Source organism: Rhizobacter sp., from assembly GCF_046595475.1.
In the GTDB taxonomy this organism is placed as follows: Bacteria; Pseudomonadota; Gammaproteobacteria; order Burkholderiales; family Burkholderiaceae_C; genus Rhizobacter.
In genome coordinates, this window is record NZ_JBKJOQ010000066.1 from 1 (window position 1) to 20,569 (window position 20,569).

The window sequence follows — 20,569 nt, forward strand, 5'->3', positions numbered from 1 at the left end:
ATGCCTAAAAATGAGGCATTCGGGTATAATCCGATTTTCCGCCACGGCAAGCGCGACAGCAGCACCTCCGGTACCAGCCCCCCGCAAGAACGGGACCTCACAGGTTGAAGGGCTACCTCCCCGCAAGGACTGCACACCAAATGTTCGCCCAAACACCTTGCCTGGGGTCTGCCTAAAAAGAGACCCCTGAATGCCCAGCCAACCGGCCCGGGCATTTTTTGCGCCTGTGCCCTGACCCCCGTCGGGTGCCGGGAAACCAGTCTGTTGAGGAAAGTTTTCACCCCGGGAGTTCGCCATGCCTGCTCAAAAGTCCAGCAAGTCCGTCAAAGCCGTGCCCAAGTCCAAAGCCGCAGCCAAAGCTACAGCCCGACCGCCCGTCAAGAAGACCGCCAGCAAGCTTGAAAAACCCCGAAAAGCTGCCATATCCAGACCAGTTCCCGGAAAAAAAGTACCGGCTGCCAAAGCGCCCCTGAAATCCGAAAAGCCCGTCAAGAAAGTGCCCCCTGTGCCGACCAAGTCTCCTGTCTCCACTGCCAAACCTGCTGCCAAAAAAGATGCCGAACTGAAGGCCACACCGGCCGCAGCCGCCGCCGATGCACCTGTCAAGAAAAAACCAGGCCGTCCGCCCAAAAACCCCGCCACTGCGGTAGAAGCCACCGGCGCCAAGCGTGGGCGCAAACCCAAGGAAGCCCTCAAGGGTGAAGGCGACGCGGATCTGTCCGACATTGAGGACGATCTGGTTGGTGAACCCGTCGCTGAAACCACCGAAAAGGTCAAACCTCTGCGCATGAAAATCAGCAAGGCGAAAGAACGCGCCTTGATGAAAGAGTTTGGCCTGGACGAGACCGTGCTGTCTGAAGAAGACATGGCCAAGCGCCGTGCACGCCTGAAGGCGCTGATCAAACTCGGCAAGACCCGCGGTTACCTGACCCACGGCGAAATCTCCGATCACCTTCCCGACAAGCTGATCGACGCAGAAACGCTTGAAGCCGTCATCGTGACCCTGAACGACTTGGGCGTTGCCGTTTACGAGCAGACACCGGACGCCGAGACCCTGCTGATCACCGCCAACGCACCGGCAGGTGCCAGCGAAGAAGAAGCTGAAGAAGCCGCCGAAGCCGCGTTGTCCACCGTGGACAGCGAGTTCGGCCGCACCACCGACCCGGTCCGCATGTACATGCGCGAGATGGGCACGGTCGAGCTGCTGACGCGTGAAGGCGAGATCGAAATCGCCAAGCGCATCGAAGGCGGCCTCATGAAGATGATGGAAGCCATCTCCGAGAGCCCGGCCACGATTGCCGAGATCCTGCGCCTGGGCGCAGACATCCGCGAGGGCAAGATCGTCATCTCCACCGTGGTGGACGGCTTCTCCAACCCCAACGAGGCCGACGACTACGTGGCCGAGGAAGACTTCGACGAGTTCGACGAAGAAGACGACGACGACGGCAAGGGCGGCTCCAAGGCACTGACCAAAAAACTTGAAGAACTCAAGAAAGAAGCGCTGACCCGTATCGACACCATCGCCAGCCTCTTCGAAAAAGTCCACAAGACTTACGACAAGGAAGGCTGGGGCACGCCGACTTATGTGAAAGCACAAAAGGCGCTCAGCGACGAGCTGATGACGGTTCGCTTCACCGCGAAGACGATTGAAAAACTGTGCGATTTGCTGCGCGGCCAGGTGCTGGACGTGCGCAAAAAAGAGCGAGAGCTGCGCCGCATCATCGTCGAAAAGTGCGGCATGCCGCAAGAGACCTTCGTCAAGGACTTCCCGCCGAATCTGCTGAACCTCAAGTGGGTTGAAAAACAGGTGGCGGCCAACAAGCCCTGGTCGGTCATCATGGCGCGCAACATCCCGCCTATTCAGGAACTGCAGACCAAACTCGGCGAGCTGCAGGCGCGTGTGGTCGTGCCATTGGGCCAGCTCAAGGACATCAACAAGCGCATGAACGAAGGCGAGACCAACTCGCGCGATGCCAAGAAAGAGATGATCGAGGCCAACTTGCGACTGGTGATCTCGATTGCGAAAAAGTACACCAACCGCGGCCTGCAGTTCCTGGACCTGATCCAGGAAGGCAACATCGGTTTGATGAAAGCGGTCGACAAGTTCGAATACCGCCGCGGCTACAAGTTTTCGACCTACGCCACCTGGTGGATTCGCCAGGCGATCACGCGTTCAATCGCCGACCAGGCTCGCACCATCCGCATCCCGGTGCACATGATCGAGACCATCAACAAGATGAACCGCCTGTCGCGCCAGCACTTGCAGGAGTTCGGCTTCGAGCCCGACGCCAGCATCCTGGCCGAGAAGATGGAGATTCCCGAGGACAAGATCCGCAAGATCATGAAGATCGCCAAAGAGCCGATCTCGATGGAAACACCGATCGGGGACGACGACGACTCACACCTCGGCGACTTCATCGAGGACAGCGCCAACACCGCGCCGCTGGAAGCAGCGATGCAGGCCGGCCTGCGCGACGTGGTCAAGGACATCCTCGACAGCCTGACACCGCGCGAAGCCAAGGTGCTGCGCATGCGTTTCGGCATCGAGATGAGCACCGACCACACGCTGGAAGAAGTGGGCAAGCAGTTCGACGTGACCCGCGAGCGCATCCGCCAAATCGAGGCCAAGGCGATCCGCAAGCTCAAGCACCCGAGCCGCTCTGACAAGCTGCGCACCTACCTCGACAACCTCTGATCCACTGAAAAACCCTCAAGCCCCGGTCTAATTCACCGGGGCTTTTTTCATGCTTGTTGCCATAAACTTCACGACATGACGCAGATTCTTCAGCGCACTGTCTTGTTTGCCGACCTGCGCGGCAGTACAGCGCTGTATGAGACTTTAGGCAACACCGAGGCCACCACCGTGGTCACGCGCAGCGTGTCGCTGATCGCACAGATTGTCTCCACCTCGGGCGGCGTGGTCGTCAAGACTTTGGGCGATGGCCTGATGGCTGTGTTCGCCGATTCGGCCAGCGCGGTCGTGGCTGCCGACGAGATGCACGACTCGCTCGACCGCATCGTCCCGCCCCACGCCAACAGCCCGCAAGGCATGAGCTTCACGCCCGTACTCAAGCTGCAAGTGGGCCTGGCCCATGGTGAAGTGATCGAGATGTCGGGCGACTGCTTTGGCGACGCCGTCAACGTGGCGGCGCGCCTGCTGGACCACGCAGGCGACAACGAAACTTTAGCCACTGCCAGCGTTCTAGAAGGCCTGGCAAATGACCTGCAAGCCCGGTTTCGCAGCCTGGACAAGGTGCAGCTGCGCGGCCGCGTCGAGCCCGTGCATGTGCACTTGCTGGAAGGCCGCCGATTCGGTGACACCGCCGCCACCGCCTATGGCGAACTGCTGCCCAACCTCGAGCCCGAAGGCATACGCCTGATCTGGCTTGACATGAACCGCGTCTACGCCGGCCCCAGCCTGCCCGTGGTGCTGGGCCGCAGCCCACAGGTCACCTACTGCATCGACGACTCTCGCGTGTCGCGCTCACATGCCCGCATCGATTGGCATGGCGGCGCGTTTCAGCTCACCGACCTCAGCTACAACGGCACCTACGTGCGCTTCTCCAATGACTCCGAGATCGTGGCGCTTCGCCGCGGCACGTGCACGCTGCATGGCTCGGGCATGGTGGGCCTCGGCGCCACGCTCACCGACCCTACCGCGCCTTGCGTGCGCTTCGAGATCTTGAAGTTTTCGGACACCCAGCCACAAGAATCTTTCTAGGCCAGCAGCGCGTCGGCCATGGCCGTGAGGTCGTGAAAGACGCGGTAGCCGGTAGCCGGCTCGAAAGCCGAGGTGTCGCGCCGCAGCCAGACGGCTTGCAGCCCCGCGTTGACAGCGCCGGTCACATCGAGCTCGAAGTCATCGCCTATGTGCAAGACATGTGCGGGCGCTAACCCCAGTTGCTCGCAGGCGTGATGAAAGATGCGGCAATCGGGCTTGGCCACACCGAGCCCACGAGCGGTGATGCTGCCCTTGAAGAACCGGCCGAGCCCGATGCGGTCGAGGTCCGCATTTCCATTGGTCACGGCCATCATCGGAAAGCGCTCGGACAAGCGCTCCAGCGCCGCGAGGGCATCGTCGAACAAAACCACCTGCTGGCGTGCCTCGAAAAACACCGCGAACGCCGTCTGCGCAAGCGCCGGGTCGTCGCCAGCCCGAAGTAGCGCACGGCGCAAGCTTTCGCTGCGGATGGCGCTCAAGTCGTGCAGCCAATGCGGGTTCTCCCTGGCTACCTCGTCTCGTATCGATCGGAGCCCCCTGCGGTCGAAGCGCTGCGCCGTGGCGGGCGCATGCTCGGCCAACCAGCCATGCAACAGTGACTCGGCTTTGTCGATGGTGGGCCAGATCGGCCATAGCGTGTCGTCCAGATCCAGCGTCAGTGCCTGCGCAAGTGTGTGCATGAGTTGTCGTTGTGGCGGGGTATCGGGGGTCGTTCCCGGGCATTCTCTCCGCTACAGTCACCGCATGTTGTGGGTGCACATTCGGTCGTCGGACTGGGCCAAGGATCAGCGCCCCCGAGGCCTCTGAGACCCTCGGTCGCGTGCCCATGAATCGCCTGCTCAACGACGCCCCCCGCCAGCTCATGCTGGGTGAACTCGGCAAGCTTGCAACACCCCCGCAAGCCACCTTCGATGCGCTTGCCCGCCTGCTGGCCGGCCAACTGCAGTGCCCCATCGCCTGGTTGGGGCTGATCGAGGAAAGCAGCGATGACAGCAGCCTCCTGCTGAAAGCCCGGGTCGGGATGACCATGGTCGAGCTGCCCCTGCCGCCACCCGACTTGCTCGATACCCTCTTGGCCTCCGATGGATTCGCAGGTGCCGCGGGCCTGTTCGACCTTGCCTGGCTGGCGAGCGTGGGGCCGGTTCAGTCCATGGCCGCGGCGCGGGTCACGGTCGATGGCCACACCGTCGGCGTTGTCTGCGCCATGGACCTGAGGGCCCGCGAATTCAACGTTTCACACAAGAGCGCCGTGCGCGACGTGGCGCTGATGGCCAGCGCGCTGCTCGAGTCGGGCCTGAAGGAGCAACGCTGGCGGCTGCAAGCCGAGCGCGTGCGCGTGGCCAGCCTCTCCAGCAGCGACTGGCTGTGGGAAAGCGACCCCACCGGCCGCGTGACTTGGGTTTCTTCAGGCGTCGAGTCGCACACCGGGCTGCCAGCGAGCTTGGTCGTCGGCCACACCCTGGGCGAGATCAACCGGCGCGCCGTGGGAGACCGCAGCAACTCATGGCAGCGCTATCAAGAAGCCCGCGCCCAGCTCGCCCCTTTCCGCGACGTGATTGCCGACCGCGAGACAGCCACCGGCATGATCACTGTCAGCATCAGCGCCACGCCGGTGTTCGACGAAGACGGCCGCTTCTCTGGCTACCGTGGCACCACCAGCAACATCACTCAGCGCATGGAGGCGCAGCGGGCAGCGCTGAAGGCTGAGCGCCTGCTCAGCGATGCGCTCGATGGCTTGACCGCCGGCGTAATGATCAGCGATGCCGAAGGCCGGCTGCTGCTGGCCAACCCGGTCTGGCGCGAAAAGATCGGCCGCTACACGAGCGACGATGCCACCTGGCCCGACATCGTCGAGCGCGTTGCCGACGCAGGTGACTACCCCGACGCATCAGACCGCAAGGCTTTCGTGCAGTGGCGCCTGGGCCTCGCCTCGTCGCGCGGCGAGTTGCACGAGATGCGCTGGCAAGACCGCTGGTTGATGGTCAGCGACCGCGAGCTCGCCGAAGGCAACGTGCTGCACCTGTCGATCGACATCACCGACCGCAAGCTGGCCGAGCTGGAACTGGCCGAATCGAAGGCCCAGCTGAGCGCTGTGCTCGGCGCTGTGCCCGACCTCTGGTTCGTGCTCGACGCCCAGGGCCACTACCTTGCCTGCAGCACGCAAGACCACCCCATGCTGCTCCACACTTGGGAAAGCGTGCGCGGCAAACCCTTCAACACCGGTGTGCCGCAGTCTGTGGCGGACCGTGCCTTGCCAGCCATCTCGCGCGCCATCGACACCGGCGAGCTCCAACGCATCGACTACGAGCTGACCACCACCGACGGTGTGTTGCGCGCGTTCGAGGCGCGTATCTCGCCGATGCCGAACCAGCAGGTGCTGTACGTCACCCGCGACCTGACCGAGCTGCGAAACCTCGAACGCGACGTGCTCATCATGCAGCGTGCCCTCGAAGCCGACGCCTCCCTGCCCATCACGGTGGCCGACGCGACCCAGCCCGACATGCCGCTGATCTACGTCAACCCGGCCTTCGAGCGCCTCACCGGCTACAGCCGGCAAGAGGTATTGGGGCGCAACTGTCGTTTCCTACAAGGGACCCTGCCGACGCAGCCCGCCAGCACCAGCTTGCGAGAAGCCGCACGTGACGGCCGCGCCCTGAGCGTCACGCTCAACAACATGCGCAAGGACGGCACGGTCTTCAGCAACGCGCTGCACATCGCACCGGTACGAGACGCTGCCGGCCACCTCACGCACTACATCGGCGTGCAGCGTGACGTCACCGAGCAAAGCCGCGCCGCCGACAAGCTGCGCCTGAGCGAAGAGCTGTACCGCTCGGTGGCCTCGGCCATCAGCGACGGGCTGCTGGTCGTCACGCCCTCGCTGACCATCATCGCCGTCAACCCCGCGGGCTGCGACATCCTGGGCGTGGTGCAAGTCGAGGTGGTGAACAAGGGCGACGCCTGGCCCTTCACGCTGCTCGGGCCGGACGAAACGCCCTTCCCGCTCGATCAGCACCCGGTGAAGAAGGTGGTCGCCAGCGATCGACCACTGATGAACCAGATTCACGCCCTGCGGCGCCCCGATGGGCAGGTGCGCTGGGTCTCGCTCAACGCTCATCCCTTGCAGCTGCGCCCCGAGGGCGGCACCTTCTCGGTCGTGCTGACCTTTCGAGACATCACCCAGCAGCGTGCATCGGAGCAGGCACTGGCGGTTGCCGAGGAGCGCTGGAAATTTGCACTCGAAGGCTCTGGCGACGGCGTGTGGGACTGGGACGCTCGTGGCCAGAAGCTCTTCTACTCGCCACGCTGGAAAGAGATGCGCGGCTACGCCGACCACGAGATCGGCGACAGCGCCGAAGAATGGCGCTCGCGCGTGCACCCAGAAGACCTGCCTCGCGTGCTGAGCGCGATCGTCAAGCATCTGAAGGGCGAGGTCCCCTTCTACGACCTGGAATACCGTGTGCGGCACCGGCTCGGCCACGAGCTGTGGATACGCGACCGCGGCAAGATCGTGAAGTACGGCGCCGATGGCAAGGCCGAGCGCATCGTGGGCACGCAATCCGACATCACTCGCAGCAAGCAGGCCGAACAGGCGCTGCGCGACAAGCAGGCTGCCGAGCTGGCCAGCCAGGCCAAGAGCGAATTCCTTTCGCGCATGAGCCACGAAATGCGCACGCCACTCAACGCGGTGATCGGCTTTTCGCAGCTGCTGGCGCTGAACCAGAACGCCATTGACGCCGGCACCGTGCGCGAATATGCCGGCCACGTGCTCGACGCTGGCGAACACCTGCTCGCACTGATCGACGATGTGCTCGACCTGCAAAAGATAGAAGAAGGCGCGCTCTCGTTGCGTTTGGGCACGGTCGACCTGCACGATGCCATCACGCGCACCATGGAGTTGCTGTGGCCCCTGGCCCAAACCCGCGAAGTGCGCTTCGAAAGCCTGGTCGCTCCCGGCACCTGGGTGCATGCCGACATGCAGCGCCTGCGCCAGGTGCTGCTCAACGTGGCGTCCAACGCCGTCAAGTACAACCACCCTGGCGGCAGCGTGCGCTGGCGCCTCGAAGACACGGTCGATGGCCGCGTCATGCTTTGCCTGGAAGACAACGGCGCCGGTATGAGCGCCGAGCAAATGCATCGCCTGTTCCAGCCCTTCGAGCGCCTGGGGCGCGAGACCTCCACCATCGAAGGCACCGGCCTCGGCCTGATCATTGCGCGCAGCCTCACCCAGGCCATAGGCGGGCGGCTGCTGGTGTCAAGCGAGGCCGGCCGCGGCACCTGCGTGCGCATCGACCTGGCACGCAGCGATGCGCCGGCTGGCACCTTGGTCTTGACGGCCCCCGCCGAGGCGCCTGCCGGCCCAGGCTTGCGGATGCTGTATGTGGAAGACAACCGCATCAACGCCATCTTGTTCGAAGAAGCGATGCGCATGCACGGCAGCCAGATCGACCTGCGCGTGGCCGAAGACGGCGACCAGGCCTTGACGCTTGCCCAAGACTGGCACCCCGAAGTGCTGGTGCTCGACGCCCACCTGCCGGGCATTTCAGGCTTTGAGGTGCTGCGCTTGTTGCGCACCCTGCCTGGCCTGGCCAACGTGCCGGCCTACATGTGCTCGGCCGACGCCATGCCCGACGACGTGCAGCGCGCTTATGAGGCCGGTTTCATCGGCTACTGGACCAAGCCGATCAACATCGGCTCGGTGCTGGCCGACGTGGAGCAGTGCGTGCAACGGGCACGCCACGCAGCGGCAAGCAACCATCCGGGCTGACTGGGTGCCAAGGGGCACCGATAATCGCGACCCCGCCGCTCTCCCGAGACGTCATGCCGTTTGCCCGTGAACCCGCGCCTGCCAACGGGTTGGCCCCCACCACGGCCATCCTGCTGTGCAACCTCGGCACGCCCGAGGCACCCACCACCTCGGCCGTAAGGCGCTATCTGGCCGAGTTCCTGCATGACCCGCGGGTGATCGAGATCCCCCGGCTCATCTGGTGCCCCATCCTGCACGGCATCATCTTGCGCACACGCCCAGCCCAATCGGCCAAGCGCTATGCCAGCGTCTGGACGCCACAAGGCTCGCCTCTCACGGTGTGGACCGACAAGCAGGCCAAGCTGCTCGCCGGCTACCTGGGCCAGCGCGGCCACCGCGTCACCGTGCGCTTTGCCATGCGCTACGGCAAACCATCGATCGCCTCGGTGATGGACGAGCTCAAGGCCACCGGCGCGAGGCAAATCCTGGTGCTGCCGCTCTACCCGCAATACTGCGCCGCCACCACCGGCAGCGTGAGCGATGCGGTCTACAAATGGGCGAAGAACGTGCGCAGCCTGCCCGAGTTGCGCTTCGTCAACCGCTATCACGACGACCCGCGCTACGTCGACGCACTCGCCAAGCGGCTGATGGACCACTGGATGACGCACGGGCGCGGCGAGAAATTGGTGATGAGCTTTCACGGCATGCCCAAACGCACCCAGACGCTGGGCGACCCCTACTTCGACGAATGCATGGAAACCGCCCGTCTTGTGGCCGAGCGGGCGAGCGTGAAGTCCGAGAACCTGGTCGTCACCTTCCAGAGCCGCCTGGGCCGCGCCGAATGGCTGCAGCCCTATACCGAGCCCACGCTGGTCAAGCTGGCCAAGCAAGGCATCAAGCGGGTGGACGTGATGTGCCCCGGCTTCGTGGCCGACAACCTCGAAACGCTGGAAGAAATTTCCCAGGAAGCACGAGAGGCCTACTTGAAAGCAGGCGGTACCGAGTTCAACTACGTGCCCTGCCTCAACGACCAGCACGAATGGATGTCTGCCCTGACCACGCTCGCATTGCAACACCTGCAAGGCTGGGACACGCGCGCGCCCGAGAGCCGTTCGGCCGCCTGACATGAGCCACACCCCCGACGCTGTGCGGCTAGACAAATGGCTGTGGGCCGCGCGCTTCTACAAGACACGCAGTCTGGCCACGCAAGACATAGACAAGGGCCGCATCCAAGTCAACGGCCAGGTGGCCAAACCTTCGCGCGAGCTCAAGCCAGGTGATTTGGTCGAGATCCGCCAGGGCCCGCTGTCGCGAACCATCCAGGTACGCGGCATGAGCAGCATGAGGGGCCCAGCCCCGGTGGCGCAGGCGCTCTACGAAGAGACAGCCCAGAGCGTGGCCGATCGCGAAGAGGCCGCACGCCAGCGGCGTGAAACGCCCGAGCCCTCTCTGGCCATCGATCAGGGCCGCCCAACCAAGCGCGACCGGCGGCAGCTGGCCGACTGGAACCGCTGGAGCGCCGCGGTCGATCCGGACTGAAAATTTTCAGTTTCGTTCCATTGAAATCTCTGGCGGCAACCCCATGTGCCCGCCTTCGACAGGTATTTGACTCATGCAGAACCCAGAAGACATCACCCAAAAGCCCGAATTCGACGGCCAGCCCGAAGCAACATCAGAGACCGGCACTGCGGCCGACCAGCCGTCGCTCGAAGCCCGTCTGGCCGAAATGTCCGACGCCTACCTGCGCGCCAAGGCCGAGACCGAGAACGTCCGCCGCCGCGCCGACGAAGAGGTGTCCAAGGCCCGCAAGTTCGCGGTCGAAGGCTTTGCCGACAGCCTGCTGCCAGTGAAAGACAGCCTGGAGGCTGCCATCGCCATCCAGGCCGCCACGCCCGAGCAGCTGCTGGAAGGCGTGCACGCCACGTTGCGCCAGCTGTCGGTGGCACTCGAGCGCAACAAGGTCATCGAAATCGCGCCCACGGCCGGCACCAAATTCGACCCCCATCAGCACCAGGCCATCAGCGTCGTGCCGGCCGACCAGGAAGCCAACACCGTGGTGGCCGTTCTGCAAAAGGGCTACCTCATCGCTGACCGGGTGCTGCGCCCCGCCCTCATCACCGTGGCGGCCCCCAAGTAAGGGCATCCACAAGCTGCGGCCCTTGAAAAGCCCGCACTTATCCACAACTCAAACACATCCCGTTTTTTAAGTCTGCAGGAGCACACAAACATGGCAAAGATCATCGGCATCGACCTCGGTACCACCAACTCGTGCGTTTCCATCATGGAAGGCAACACCACCAAGGTGATCGAGAACAGTGAGGGCGCGCGCACCACGCCGTCCATCGTGGCCTACCAGGAAGACGGCGAGATCCTCGTCGGCGCCTCGGCCAAGCGCCAGGCCGTGACAAACCCGCGCAACACGCTGTATGCCGTGAAGCGCCTGATTGGCCGCAAGTTCGCCGAGAAAGAAGTACAGAAGGACATCGACTTGATGCCCTACAAGATCGTGGCCGCCGACAACGGCGACGCCTGGGTCGAAGTGCGCGGCCAAAAGCTCGCCGCGCAACAGGTCAGCGCCGAGATCTTGCGCAAGATGAAGAAAACCGCCGAAGACTATCTCGGCGAAACCGTGACTGAAGCCGTGATCACGGTGCCGGCCTACTTCAACGACGCTCAGCGTCAGGCCACCAAAGACGCAGGCCGCATTGCCGGTCTCGACGTGAAGCGCATCATCAATGAGCCCACCGCGGCAGCGCTCGCTTTCGGCCTCGACAAGAACGACAAGGGCGACCGCAAGATCGCCGTCTATGACCTGGGCGGTGGCACCTTCGACATCTCGATCATCGAGATCGCCGATGTCGACGGCGAGAAGCAGTTCGAAGTGCTGTCGACCAACGGCGACACTTTCCTGGGCGGCGAAGACTTCGATCAACGCATCATCGACTACATCATCACCGAGTTCAAAAAGGAACAAGGCGTTGACCTGTCGAAAGACGTGCTGGCCCTGCAGCGCCTGAAAGAAGCCGCCGAAAAGGCCAAGATCGAGCTGTCGAACAGCGCACAGACCGACATCAACCTGCCCTACGTGACGGCCGACGCCTCAGGCCCCAAGCACCTGAACATCAAACTCACTCGCGCTAAGCTCGAAGCGTTGGTCGAAGAGCTGATCGAACGCACCATCGCCCCCTGCCGCACCGCCATCAAGGACGCTGGCGTGGCCGTGACCGCAATCGACGACGTGATCCTGGTCGGCGGCATGACCCGCATGCCCAAGGTGCAAGACAAGGTCAAGGAGTCCTTCGGCAAGGAGCCCCGCAAAGACGTCAACCCCGATGAAGCCGTGGCCGTGGGTGCCGCGATTCAAGGCCAGGTGCTGGCCGGGGACCGCAAGGACGTGCTGCTGCTTGACGTGACCCCGCTGAGCCTGGGCATCGAGACCATGGGCGGCGTGATGACCAAGATGATCCAGAAGAACACGACCATCCCGACCAAGTTTGCGCAGGTGTTCTCCACCGCCGAAGACAGCCAGCCGGCGGTCACGATCAAGGTCTTCCAGGGCGAGCGCGAGATGGCCGCAGGCAACAAGAGCCTGGGCGAATTCAACCTCGAAGGCATCCCGCCATCACCGCGCGGCACGCCTCAGATCGAGGTGAGTTTCGACATCGACGCCAATGGCATCTTGCACGTGGGCGCCAAAGACAAGGGCACCGGCAAGGAAAACAAGATCACCATCAAGGCGAACTCGGGCTTGAACGAAGCCGAGATCCAGCAGATGGTGAAAGACGCCGAGCTCAACGCCGCCGAAGACCGCAAGAAGCTCGAACTGGTGCAGGCGCGCAACCAGGCCGACGCACTGGTGCACAGCGTGAAGAAATCCCTGGGCGAGCATGGAAACAAGCTCGACACTGGCGAGAAGGAAACAATCGAAACCGCGCTGAAAGAGGCCGAAGAGGCGCTCAAGGGTGAAGACAAGACTGCCATCGAGGCGAAGACCGAAGCGCTGATGACAGCCAGCCAGAAGCTGGGCGAGAAGGTGTACGCCGACGCGCAGGCGGCTCAGGCCGCTGCAGGCGCCGCAGCCAGCCAAGCCGAAGCCCCCCCGCAAGCTGGGCCAGCGGGCAAGGCGGAAGACGACAACGTGGTCGACGCCGAGTTCAAGGAAGTCAACGACAAGAAGTAAGCGCAACGGGGCTTCACCCGAGGCGCCACTGCAAACCTTCCCCCGTGGGGCTGACCGTCAGCACACGGGGGATTTCGCGTTAAACGAACGTCGCAATCAAAGCGGCAGCAGCACAAGCACATGGCAAAGCGTGACTACTACGAAGTGCTCGGTCTGGCGAAAAACGCCTCCGAGGACGACATCAAGAAGGCCTACCGCAAGCTGGCCATGAAGCACCACCCCGACCGCAACCAGGGTGACGGTGCCAAGAAATCAGAAGAGCAATTCAAGGAGGCGAAGGAAGCCTACGAAATGCTCTCCGATGCGCAAAAGCGCGCGGCCTATGACCAATATGGCCACGCTGGCGTCGACCCGAATGCCGGCGGCTTTCGCCCCGGTGGCCCCGGTGCCGAGGGCTTCGGTGGTTTCGCCGAGGCCTTTGGCGACATCTTCGGCGACATCTTCGGCGGCCAAGGCGGCGGTGCTGGCGGCGGTCAGCGCCGTGGTGGGGCTGGTGGCCAACAGGTTTACCGCGGCAGCGACCTGAGCTACGCGATGGAGATCACCCTCGAAGAAGCCGCGCACGGCAAGGAAACGCAGATCCGCATCCCCAGCTGGGAAGAATGCGGCACCTGCCAGGGCAACGGCGCCAAGCCAGGCACCAGCGCCAAAACCTGCCCAAGCTGCAGCGGCACCGGCACCGTGACCATGCGCCAGGGCTTCTTCAGCATCCAGCAGACCTGCCCGCACTGCCACGGCTCGGGCCGCATCATTCCGGAGCCCTGTGTCACCTGCCATGGCCAGGGCAAGGTCAAGAAGAACAAGACGCTGGAGGTGAAGATTCCGGCCGGCATCAACGAAGGCATGCGCATTCGCTCGGCCGGCAATGGCGAGCCGGGTACCAACGGCGGCCCGGCGGGCGACCTGTACATCGAGATCCGCATGAAGCAGCACGAGATCTTCGAGCGTGATGGCGACGACCTGCATTGCACCGTCCCCATCGGGTTGACCATGGCCGCTCTGGGCAGCTCGATCGAGGTTCCCACGCTGGGCGGCAAGGCCGAGATCGAGCTCCCCGAGGGTACCCAGCACGGCAAAACCTTCCGCCTGCGTGGCAAGGGCATCAAGGGCGTGCGCTCCAGCTACCCCGGCGACTTGTACTGCCACATCAGTGTGGAAACACCCGTCAAGCTGACCGAGCACCAGCGCAAGCTGCTGCGCGAGCTGGACGAGTCACTGTCCAAATCGGCCGACCGGCATTCGCCTAATGCCAAGAGCTGGACCAACCGCGTCAAGGACCTGTTCAAGTAAGCCCTGGGCGAGCCGATAACTCCCAGAGCGCCAACACATTCCGCAGCAAGCTTTCACACGCTGCGCCCATGTCGTTGCGCCAGGAGCTATCGTGCAATTGCTAGACCGCGACATCGCCGACTGCCGTGCCCTCGTGGTCGACGGCAACCCCACGTCGCGCAGCATTCTGACCGCGCAACTGCGCGAATTCGGCGTGGGCACGGTGGTGCAATGCGGGCGCATACACGACGCCCGCAAGCAACTCGAAGTACGCCCCTTCGACGTGGTGCTGTGCGAGCACCGCTTCGACAACGAAGACGCCGGCTACACCGCGCAAAACCTGCTCGACGACCTGCGGCGCAGCGGCTTGCTGCCTTTCTCCACCGTCTTCATCGTTGTGACGGGCGAAGCCTCGTACACCATGGTCGCCGACGCGGCGGAATCGGCGCTCGACAGCTACTTGCTCAAGCCGCATACCGCCGCCGCTTTGGGTGAGCGGCTCACGCAAGCCCGCAAGCGCAAGAAAGTGCTGGGCGAGATCTTCACCGCCATCGAAAAACAAGACCACGACACCGCCACCCGTCTGTGCCTGCTGCGCTTCGCCAAGCGTGAGGCCTATTGGCTGTATGCCGCGCGCATAGGCTCGGAGCTGCTGCTGCGCCAGGGCCGTCACGCAGAAGCCAAGACGCTGTGCGAGGCCGTTCTTGAAACCGGCGCCCTGCCCTGGGCCCGCCTGGGCATTGCGCGTGCACAGATCGACGGCAACCAGCCCAAGCAAGCCATGCGAACGCTTGAAACGCTGATCGGCGATCACCCGACCCACGTCGACGCCTACGACGTAATGGGGCGCGTGCACGTCGACCAAGGCAACCTGGCCGATGCACTTGACACCTACCGCAAGGCCAGCGCACTCACGCCCGGCTCGATCACGCGCCTCCAGAAGCACGGCATGCTGGCCTTCTACATGGGCGACCGCGAAGAGTCGGCCAAGATGCTGGAGCGCGCCGTCACGTTGGGCATCAGCTCGAAGATGTTCGACTACCAATCGTTGGTGCTGCTGGCCTTCAGCCGTTTTCACCAGCGTGACAGCAAGGGCCTGCAGCGCTGCCTCGAAAACCTGCAGCACGCGCTCGACCGAGCGCCGCAGAGCCGGCGCCTGCAGCGCTTCGTCGCGGTGGTGAAAGTGTTCAGCCTGATGCTGCAAAAGCAGATGGGAGCGGTGGTGAGCGATGTGCGCCAGCTCTTCGATGACTTGCAAGAGCCGGGGCTCGACGTGGAGGCTGCCTGCAACCTGCTGGCGCTGCTGTCTCAGCTCACGGCAGGCGAGCTGCAACTCGACGGGGCCAGCGCCTGGGTCGACACCCTCGGATTGCGCTTTGCCAGCAGCAAAGGGTTGACCGAGATGCTCGCGGGCGCGGCAATCTCTCATGCACCGTTTGCCGACCGCATTCGTCAGGCCCACAGCCACATCAACGAGATGGCCGAGCAGGCCGTTAGCCACACGGTGCAAGGCAAGCACCGCGCTGCAGTGCTGTCGCTGCTGGAGCACGCCGAACGCACGCTGAACGCAAAGCTGATCGAGTTGGCGCGCAATTCGCTGCAGCGACATGGCGCCAAGGTGGACGACGCTGCCGAGCTGTCGGCCAGAGTCGACTCGCTGCGCGAGCGCTTCGCCGCAGGGAGTTGCACAGGGGCACTCGGGCAATCTGGTGGGCGCCAGGCCGGGGCGCTCAACCTGCGAGACGCTGAACAAGCGACGGCCTGACGCAGGGCCGTGCGCCCTGGCTCGATTCAGCTTGAACTCAGCCCAGGCGGGGTGACAATCCGGGCCATGCACATCACCCTGATCGAAGACGACGTCGATCTTGGCCAAGCGGTGGCCGATCATCTTGTGGCCCAAGGCCACGCCGTCGAGTGGCTCAAAACCGCCGCACAGGCACGCGAAGCAATGACGCGTGTGGCTGAGCAGCGCGACAGCGACATGGCTCTGCTCGACCTGGGCCTGCCGGACGGCGATGGCATGGATCTGCTGGCGCAGGTGCGTGCTCAGCCCACACCTTTTCCCGTGCTGCTGTTGAGCGCACGCGACCAGATTCGTGACCGCATCCATGGCTTGGCCTCGGGTGCCGACGACTACCTCGTCAAGCCTTTCGACCTGGAAGAGCTGAGCGCGCGCGTGGATGCCGTTGCGCGCCGCTATGCACTCGCCCCCACGCCGCTGCTGGTACTGGCGGGGGGTGCGAATGTCGAGTTTCAAACGCAGGTGGTCAGGCGAGAAGGAACGACCTTGTCCCTGACCGCCATGGAATGGGCGCTGCTGCGCTGCCTGGCGGTCAACCCTGGCCAGACCTGGAGCAAAGAGGCGCTCACGCGGCGCCTGTATGCGCAGGGAGAAAGCAGCGACAGCAACACGCTCGAGGTGCTGATCAGCCGCCTGCGCAAGAAGCTGGGCCCCGAAGCCATCAGCACCACGCGACAGCTAGGCTATCGCTTGGAGCGACTGCAGGGATGACCCCACCGCGCCGCTGGAGCCTGGCGCGTGTGTTGAGGCGCCGCCTGCTCATCGCGGTGGGGTTGTTGTGGACGGCAGCGGCCATCGTCGCAACCCTCGCCGTGCGGCATGAATTGAACGGCGTGCTCGACAGCGCCTTGCTTTCACTCGCCGAGCAGATTCCGATTGAGACAAGCACCTGGGCAGCAGAAGCGCCGCCTTCGCTGCCGGTGGTGCCTCAAGACGAAGTGATGCACGTGCTGGTGCGCAACGGAAAGGGCGAGGTCCTGCACCAGACCGGCCCCACACGGTCGGTTCCGTGGCCACTGAGTGCCGAGCCGGGGCTACAAACCGTCAATGGCTGGCGCGTAGCAACGCGCCGCACTCTCGATGGCGGGATCGTGGTGCAGGTGGGCGAGCATCTGAACGAACGCCGGCAGTCGCTGACTGAAAGCACCGCTGCCCTGCTGCTGCCCCTGCTGGCGCTGCTGCCCATTGCCGCTCTGCTGATCGACCTGCTGCTGCGGCGCTCGTTCAAGGGCGTGCAGCAGGCCAGCGAAGAGCTGCGTGCGAGGCCCGAGGGCGATCTCTCGCCGCTGAAGGTTGATGACCTGCCGACCGAGTTCGAGCCGATGATGAGCTCGATCAACGCACTCGTCGATCGCCTGCAAGGCGTGGTGCGTGCCGAGCGGGCCTTTGCCGCCAGCAGCGCGCATGAGTTGCGCACCCCCTTGGCCGCGGCGCGCGCGCAAGCGCAGCGCCTCGTGGCCGAGCTGCCCGAGGGCGATGCACAAGAGCGCACGCTGGCGCTGGTGCGTTCGCTCGACAGGCTGAGCAACACCGCCACCAAGCTGCTGCAGATCTCGCGCGTGGAGTCTGGCATTGGTCTCGCGCGTGAGCCAGTCGACCTGCGCCAGCTGGCCACCTTGGTGCTGGACGAGTTTCGGCACCACGCCGATGCCGTCTACCGCCTGGCCGTGCAACTGCCCGACCAGCCGGTGATCGTACAAGGAGACATCGATGCACTGGGCATCGCCATGCGCAACCTGATCGAGAACGCGCTCAAGCATGCGCCGCAGGCGAAGGTGGAAGTGCGCGTCGAGGCGCCCGGGCGGGTGGTGGTGAGCGACGATGGGCCTGGCGTCGGCGCGGCGGTGCTGGCCACCTTGTCGCAGCCTTATTCGCGCGGGTCGACACGGACCGAAGGCACGGGCCTGGGCCTGGCCATCGTCGCCCGCATTGCCCAACAGCAACATGCCACGCTGGTGCTGCAATCTCCGGTTCCGGGCCAACCGCAAGGCTTCCGTGCCACACTGAACATCGCCCCCGCTGCCTAGCGCACTGCTCCGTTGATGCCAATTTTTCGACGTTCGCCCGCCTCGCCGCAAGGCTCACAGCCCACCGCCTGGAACCCGCTGACGCTTGCCTGGATGGCGAGCGCCTGGATGGCCAGCCTTGCCAACTGGCCGCTGTGGACCACGCTCAACCGACTGCCCGAGATGGGGTCGACGCGAGGGCATCTGTTCACGCTCGCCTTGTACGGCATGGTGACGGCACTGACAGCACTGGTGCTCACCCTGGCCAGCTGGCGCTGGAGCATCAAGCCTGTGCTGGCGCTGTTCCTGCTCGCCGCTGCGGCAGGCGCGCATTTCATGGGCACCTACAACGTGGTGATCGACGCCACGATGATGGTCAACGTGCTGCAAACCGATGCACGCGAAACGCGTGACCTGCTCAGTCTGCGTCTCTTCGCCAGCTTGCTGCTGCTGGCCGTGCTGCCTTTGGTTTGGCTGCTGCGCCTGCGCGTGCAGCGCCTGGGCGCATGGCCGCAAATCAAGCGCAACCTGCTGAGCGCCCTGCTGGCGGTGGCCTTGATGGCAGCCTTGCTGATGGTCTTCTTTGCCGACATGTCGGCCACCATGCGAAACCACAAATCGGTGCGCTACCTGATAAACCCGCTCAATTCTTTCTATGCACTGACCACGTTAGCCATGGCCTCGCAAGCCACGCCCAGCGGGCCGCCCGCGGTGGTGGGCGCTGATGCGCGCCTGGCCGCGCGGCCAGCGGGCCGCAAGCCCGTGCTGCTGCTGCTGGTGATCGGTGAAACCGCGCGCGCCGACCACTTCTCGCTCAACGGCTACTCGCGCCCCACCAACCCACGTCTGGCCTCGCTCAACGTTCTCAGCTACCGCGAGGTGAGTTCTTGCGGCACCAGCACGGCGACGTCTTTGCCGTGCATGTTTTCGGTCTACGGCAAGGCCAGTTTCGAGTCGGAGAAGCAGCCCCGCGAGAACTTGCTCGACGTGCTGCAGCGCGCCGGGCTGGCCGTGCTGTGGCTCGACAATCAGGCGGGCTGCAAAGGCATTTGCGACCGTGTAGCGCACGCCGAGGCCAGCAATGGCCCAGGCCTGCCACCCGCGCTTTGCAGCGATGGCGAGTGCCTGGACGAGGCGTTGCTGCACGGCCTTGATGCGCGGCTGGCTGCCCTACCCGCTGGGCGCCGCGAGCAGGGCGTGGTGGTGGTGCTGCACCAGATGGGCAGCCATGGTCCGGCCTACTGGAAACGCTCACCCGAGAACCGCAAACCCTTCCAGCCCGAGTGCCGAACCAACGTCTTGCAGCAGTGCGACCAGCAGTCGCTGATCAACACCTATGACAACTCCATTGCCTACACCGACCACGTGCTCGGCGGCGCGATCACCTGGCTGGGGGAACACGTTGGCGGCTACGAGACGTCGATGCTGTACGTCTCTGACCACGGCGAGTCGCTGGGCGAAAACAACCTCTACCTGCATGGCCTTCCCTACGCCTTCGCGCCGAGAGAGCAGAAGCATGTGCCCTGGCTCATGTGGTTTTCACCCGCGGCGGCAAACGTCTTGAAACCTGATTGCATGCAAGCTCAACGAGACACGCCACTGAGCCATGACAACCTGTCGCACACCGTGCTGGGACTGATGGGCGTGCAGACCGAGGTCTATCGCGAGCCGCTGGACCTCGTGGCCGCTTGTCGGCTGCGCTGAGCTGGGGCTAGAACAGCTCGGTTTGCCCGTTGGCCGCTGGCAAGCGTGGCTTGCGGAACAGCGTGAGGTCGAGATCAATGCGCGTCTTGTTCAATCCCAGGCGCGCGCAGGCCTTGGTGAAGCGCTGGTTCAGCAACTGGGCCCATACGCCCTCACCCTTCATTCGGCTGCCGAAGGTGGCGTCATAGTCTTTGCCACCACGCATCTCGCGCACGCGCGCCATTACGCGGCCGGCCCGCTCGGGGAAGTGCTGCTCCAGCCATTGCTGAAACAAGGGGTTCACTTCCCAGGGCAGGCGCAGCACCACACTGAATGCAGTGCGTGCACCCGCCGCCGCCGCGGCTTCGAGAATGCGCTCGATCTCGGGCTCGTTGATGAAAGGGATGACTGGCGACAGGCTCACGCCCACCGGCACGCCGGCCCTGGCCAGCGCCTCGATGGTGCGCAACCGACGATGCGGTGCGGCGGCTCTGGGCTCAAGAATGCGCGCGAGATTGGCATCCAGCGAGGTGAGCGACACATACACCGCGACGAGTTTGTCTGCGGCCATTGGCGTGATGAGGTCAAGGTCGCGCTCAATGCCCGAAGACTTGGTGACCAGTGAAAACGGGTGCCGGCATTCGGCCAGCAGCGCGATGATCGAGCGCGTGATGCCAAGCTTGCGCTCTATGGGTTGATAGGCATCGGTGGCGGAGCCAACATTGAGAAACGACGGCTCGTAATGGCGGCCGGCAAAGGCCTCGCGCAGCCGCTCAGCCGCGTTCACCTTGGCGATGATGCGGGTCTCGAAGTCGAGGCCCGGCGACATGTTGAGGTAGCTGTGGGTGGGCCGGGCGAAGCAGTAGATGCAGCCGTGCTCGCAGCCGCGGTAGGGGTTGATCGATTGGTCGAAGTAGATGTCAGGTGAGTCGTTGCTCGACAGGATCGACTTGGCGTGCTCTTCGATGATTTGCGTGGCGACGGGCACGTGCTCTTCGCTTGCGGCCTGATCGAGCGTGCCCCAGCCGTCGTCGAATGTTTCACTGGGCTGGCGGGTGTAGCGGTGCTCGATGGCCCAGGCCGTGCCACGGCCCTTGAGTTTCTGCAGATCAATGGGGATGACAGGGTTCTTATGCATACTGTTGTTTTATACAGTATTCACACT

At 64.0% G+C, this 20,569-nt stretch carries 14 protein-coding genes; 12 read left to right on the forward strand and 2 right to left on the reverse strand.

Annotation, left to right across the window (positions count from 1 at the left end; all coding sequences use genetic code 11):
- Positions 1–295: 295 nt before the first annotated feature.
- Positions 296–2,695 (forward strand): RNA polymerase sigma factor RpoD, encoded by a 2,400-nt coding sequence (rpoD, locus tag AC30QB_RS11800; RefSeq protein WP_489546414.1) that lies wholly within the window; start codon positions 296–298, stop codon positions 2,693–2,695.
- Positions 2,696–2,770: 75 nt separating this feature from the next.
- Entirely contained in the window at positions 2,771–3,721 is a 951-nt protein-coding gene (locus AC30QB_RS11805) for an FHA domain-containing protein (RefSeq protein ID WP_489546415.1), read from the forward strand.
- On the opposite strand, the gene AC30QB_RS11810 is transcribed toward AC30QB_RS11805, so the two are convergent.
- A complete protein-coding gene (locus AC30QB_RS11810) occupies positions 3,718–4,401 on the reverse strand; it encodes an HAD family hydrolase (RefSeq protein WP_489546416.1) in 684 nt (227 codons plus the stop codon). The two genes, AC30QB_RS11805 and AC30QB_RS11810, sit on opposite strands and share 4 nt — an antisense overlap.
- 146 nt (positions 4,402–4,547) lie before the next feature.
- Between AC30QB_RS11810 and AC30QB_RS11815 the strand changes: the two genes are divergently transcribed.
- The 10 genes from AC30QB_RS11815 to AC30QB_RS11860 all read left to right on the forward strand — a co-directional run bounded on the left by AC30QB_RS11815 (position 4,548) and on the right by AC30QB_RS11860 (position 19,425).
- Complete coding sequence (locus AC30QB_RS11815; RefSeq protein WP_489546417.1) at positions 4,548–8,486, forward strand: PAS domain S-box protein; 3,939 nt, start codon at positions 4,548–4,550, stop codon at positions 8,484–8,486.
- Positions 8,487–8,539: 53 nt separating this feature from the next.
- A complete protein-coding gene (gene hemH / locus AC30QB_RS11820; RefSeq protein ID WP_489546418.1) occupies positions 8,540–9,589 on the forward strand; it encodes a ferrochelatase in 1,050 nt (349 codons plus the stop codon).
- A 1-nt stretch (position 9,590) separates the two neighbouring features.
- Positions 9,591–10,004, forward strand: coding sequence for an RNA-binding S4 domain-containing protein (locus tag AC30QB_RS11825; protein WP_489546419.1), 414 nt, complete (start codon positions 9,591–9,593; stop codon positions 10,002–10,004).
- A gap of 73 nt (positions 10,005–10,077) precedes the next feature.
- Positions 10,078–10,602: a nucleotide exchange factor GrpE gene (gene grpE / locus AC30QB_RS11830; RefSeq protein WP_489546420.1), complete on the forward strand. Its 525-nt coding sequence runs from the start codon at positions 10,078–10,080 to the stop codon at positions 10,600–10,602.
- A gap of 90 nt (positions 10,603–10,692) precedes the next feature.
- A complete protein-coding gene (gene dnaK, locus AC30QB_RS11835; protein ID WP_489546421.1) occupies positions 10,693–12,645 on the forward strand; it encodes a molecular chaperone DnaK in 1,953 nt (650 codons plus the stop codon).
- Positions 12,646–12,765: 120 nt separating this feature from the next.
- A complete protein-coding gene (dnaJ, locus tag AC30QB_RS11840) occupies positions 12,766–13,935 on the forward strand; it encodes a molecular chaperone DnaJ (RefSeq protein WP_489546422.1) in 1,170 nt (389 codons plus the stop codon).
- A gap of 91 nt (positions 13,936–14,026) precedes the next feature.
- A complete protein-coding gene (locus tag AC30QB_RS11845; RefSeq protein WP_489546423.1) occupies positions 14,027–15,679 on the forward strand; it encodes a tetratricopeptide repeat protein in 1,653 nt (550 codons plus the stop codon).
- A 66-nt stretch (positions 15,680–15,745) separates the two neighbouring features.
- Positions 15,746–16,426, forward strand: a complete 681-nt coding sequence (locus AC30QB_RS11850) for a response regulator transcription factor (RefSeq protein ID WP_489546424.1) — start codon at positions 15,746–15,748, stop codon at positions 16,424–16,426.
- Positions 16,423–17,742 carry a sensor histidine kinase gene (locus AC30QB_RS11855; RefSeq protein ID WP_489546425.1) on the forward strand — a complete coding sequence of 440 codons (1,320 nt, stop codon included), beginning with the start codon at positions 16,423–16,425 and terminating at the stop codon, positions 17,740–17,742. The genes AC30QB_RS11850 and AC30QB_RS11855 overlap by 4 nt, the downstream gene beginning before the upstream one ends.
- A gap of 15 nt (positions 17,743–17,757) precedes the next feature.
- Positions 17,758–19,425 (forward strand): phosphoethanolamine transferase, encoded by a 1,668-nt coding sequence (locus AC30QB_RS11860; RefSeq protein ID WP_489546426.1) that lies wholly within the window; start codon positions 17,758–17,760, stop codon positions 19,423–19,425.
- A 7-nt stretch (positions 19,426–19,432) separates the two neighbouring features.
- On the opposite strand, the gene AC30QB_RS11865 is transcribed toward AC30QB_RS11860, so the two are convergent.
- Positions 19,433–20,542 carry a PA0069 family radical SAM protein gene (locus AC30QB_RS11865; protein ID WP_489546427.1) on the reverse strand — a complete coding sequence of 370 codons (1,110 nt, stop codon included), beginning with the start codon at positions 20,540–20,542 and terminating at the stop codon, positions 19,433–19,435.
- Positions 20,543–20,569: the final 27 nt, after the last annotated feature.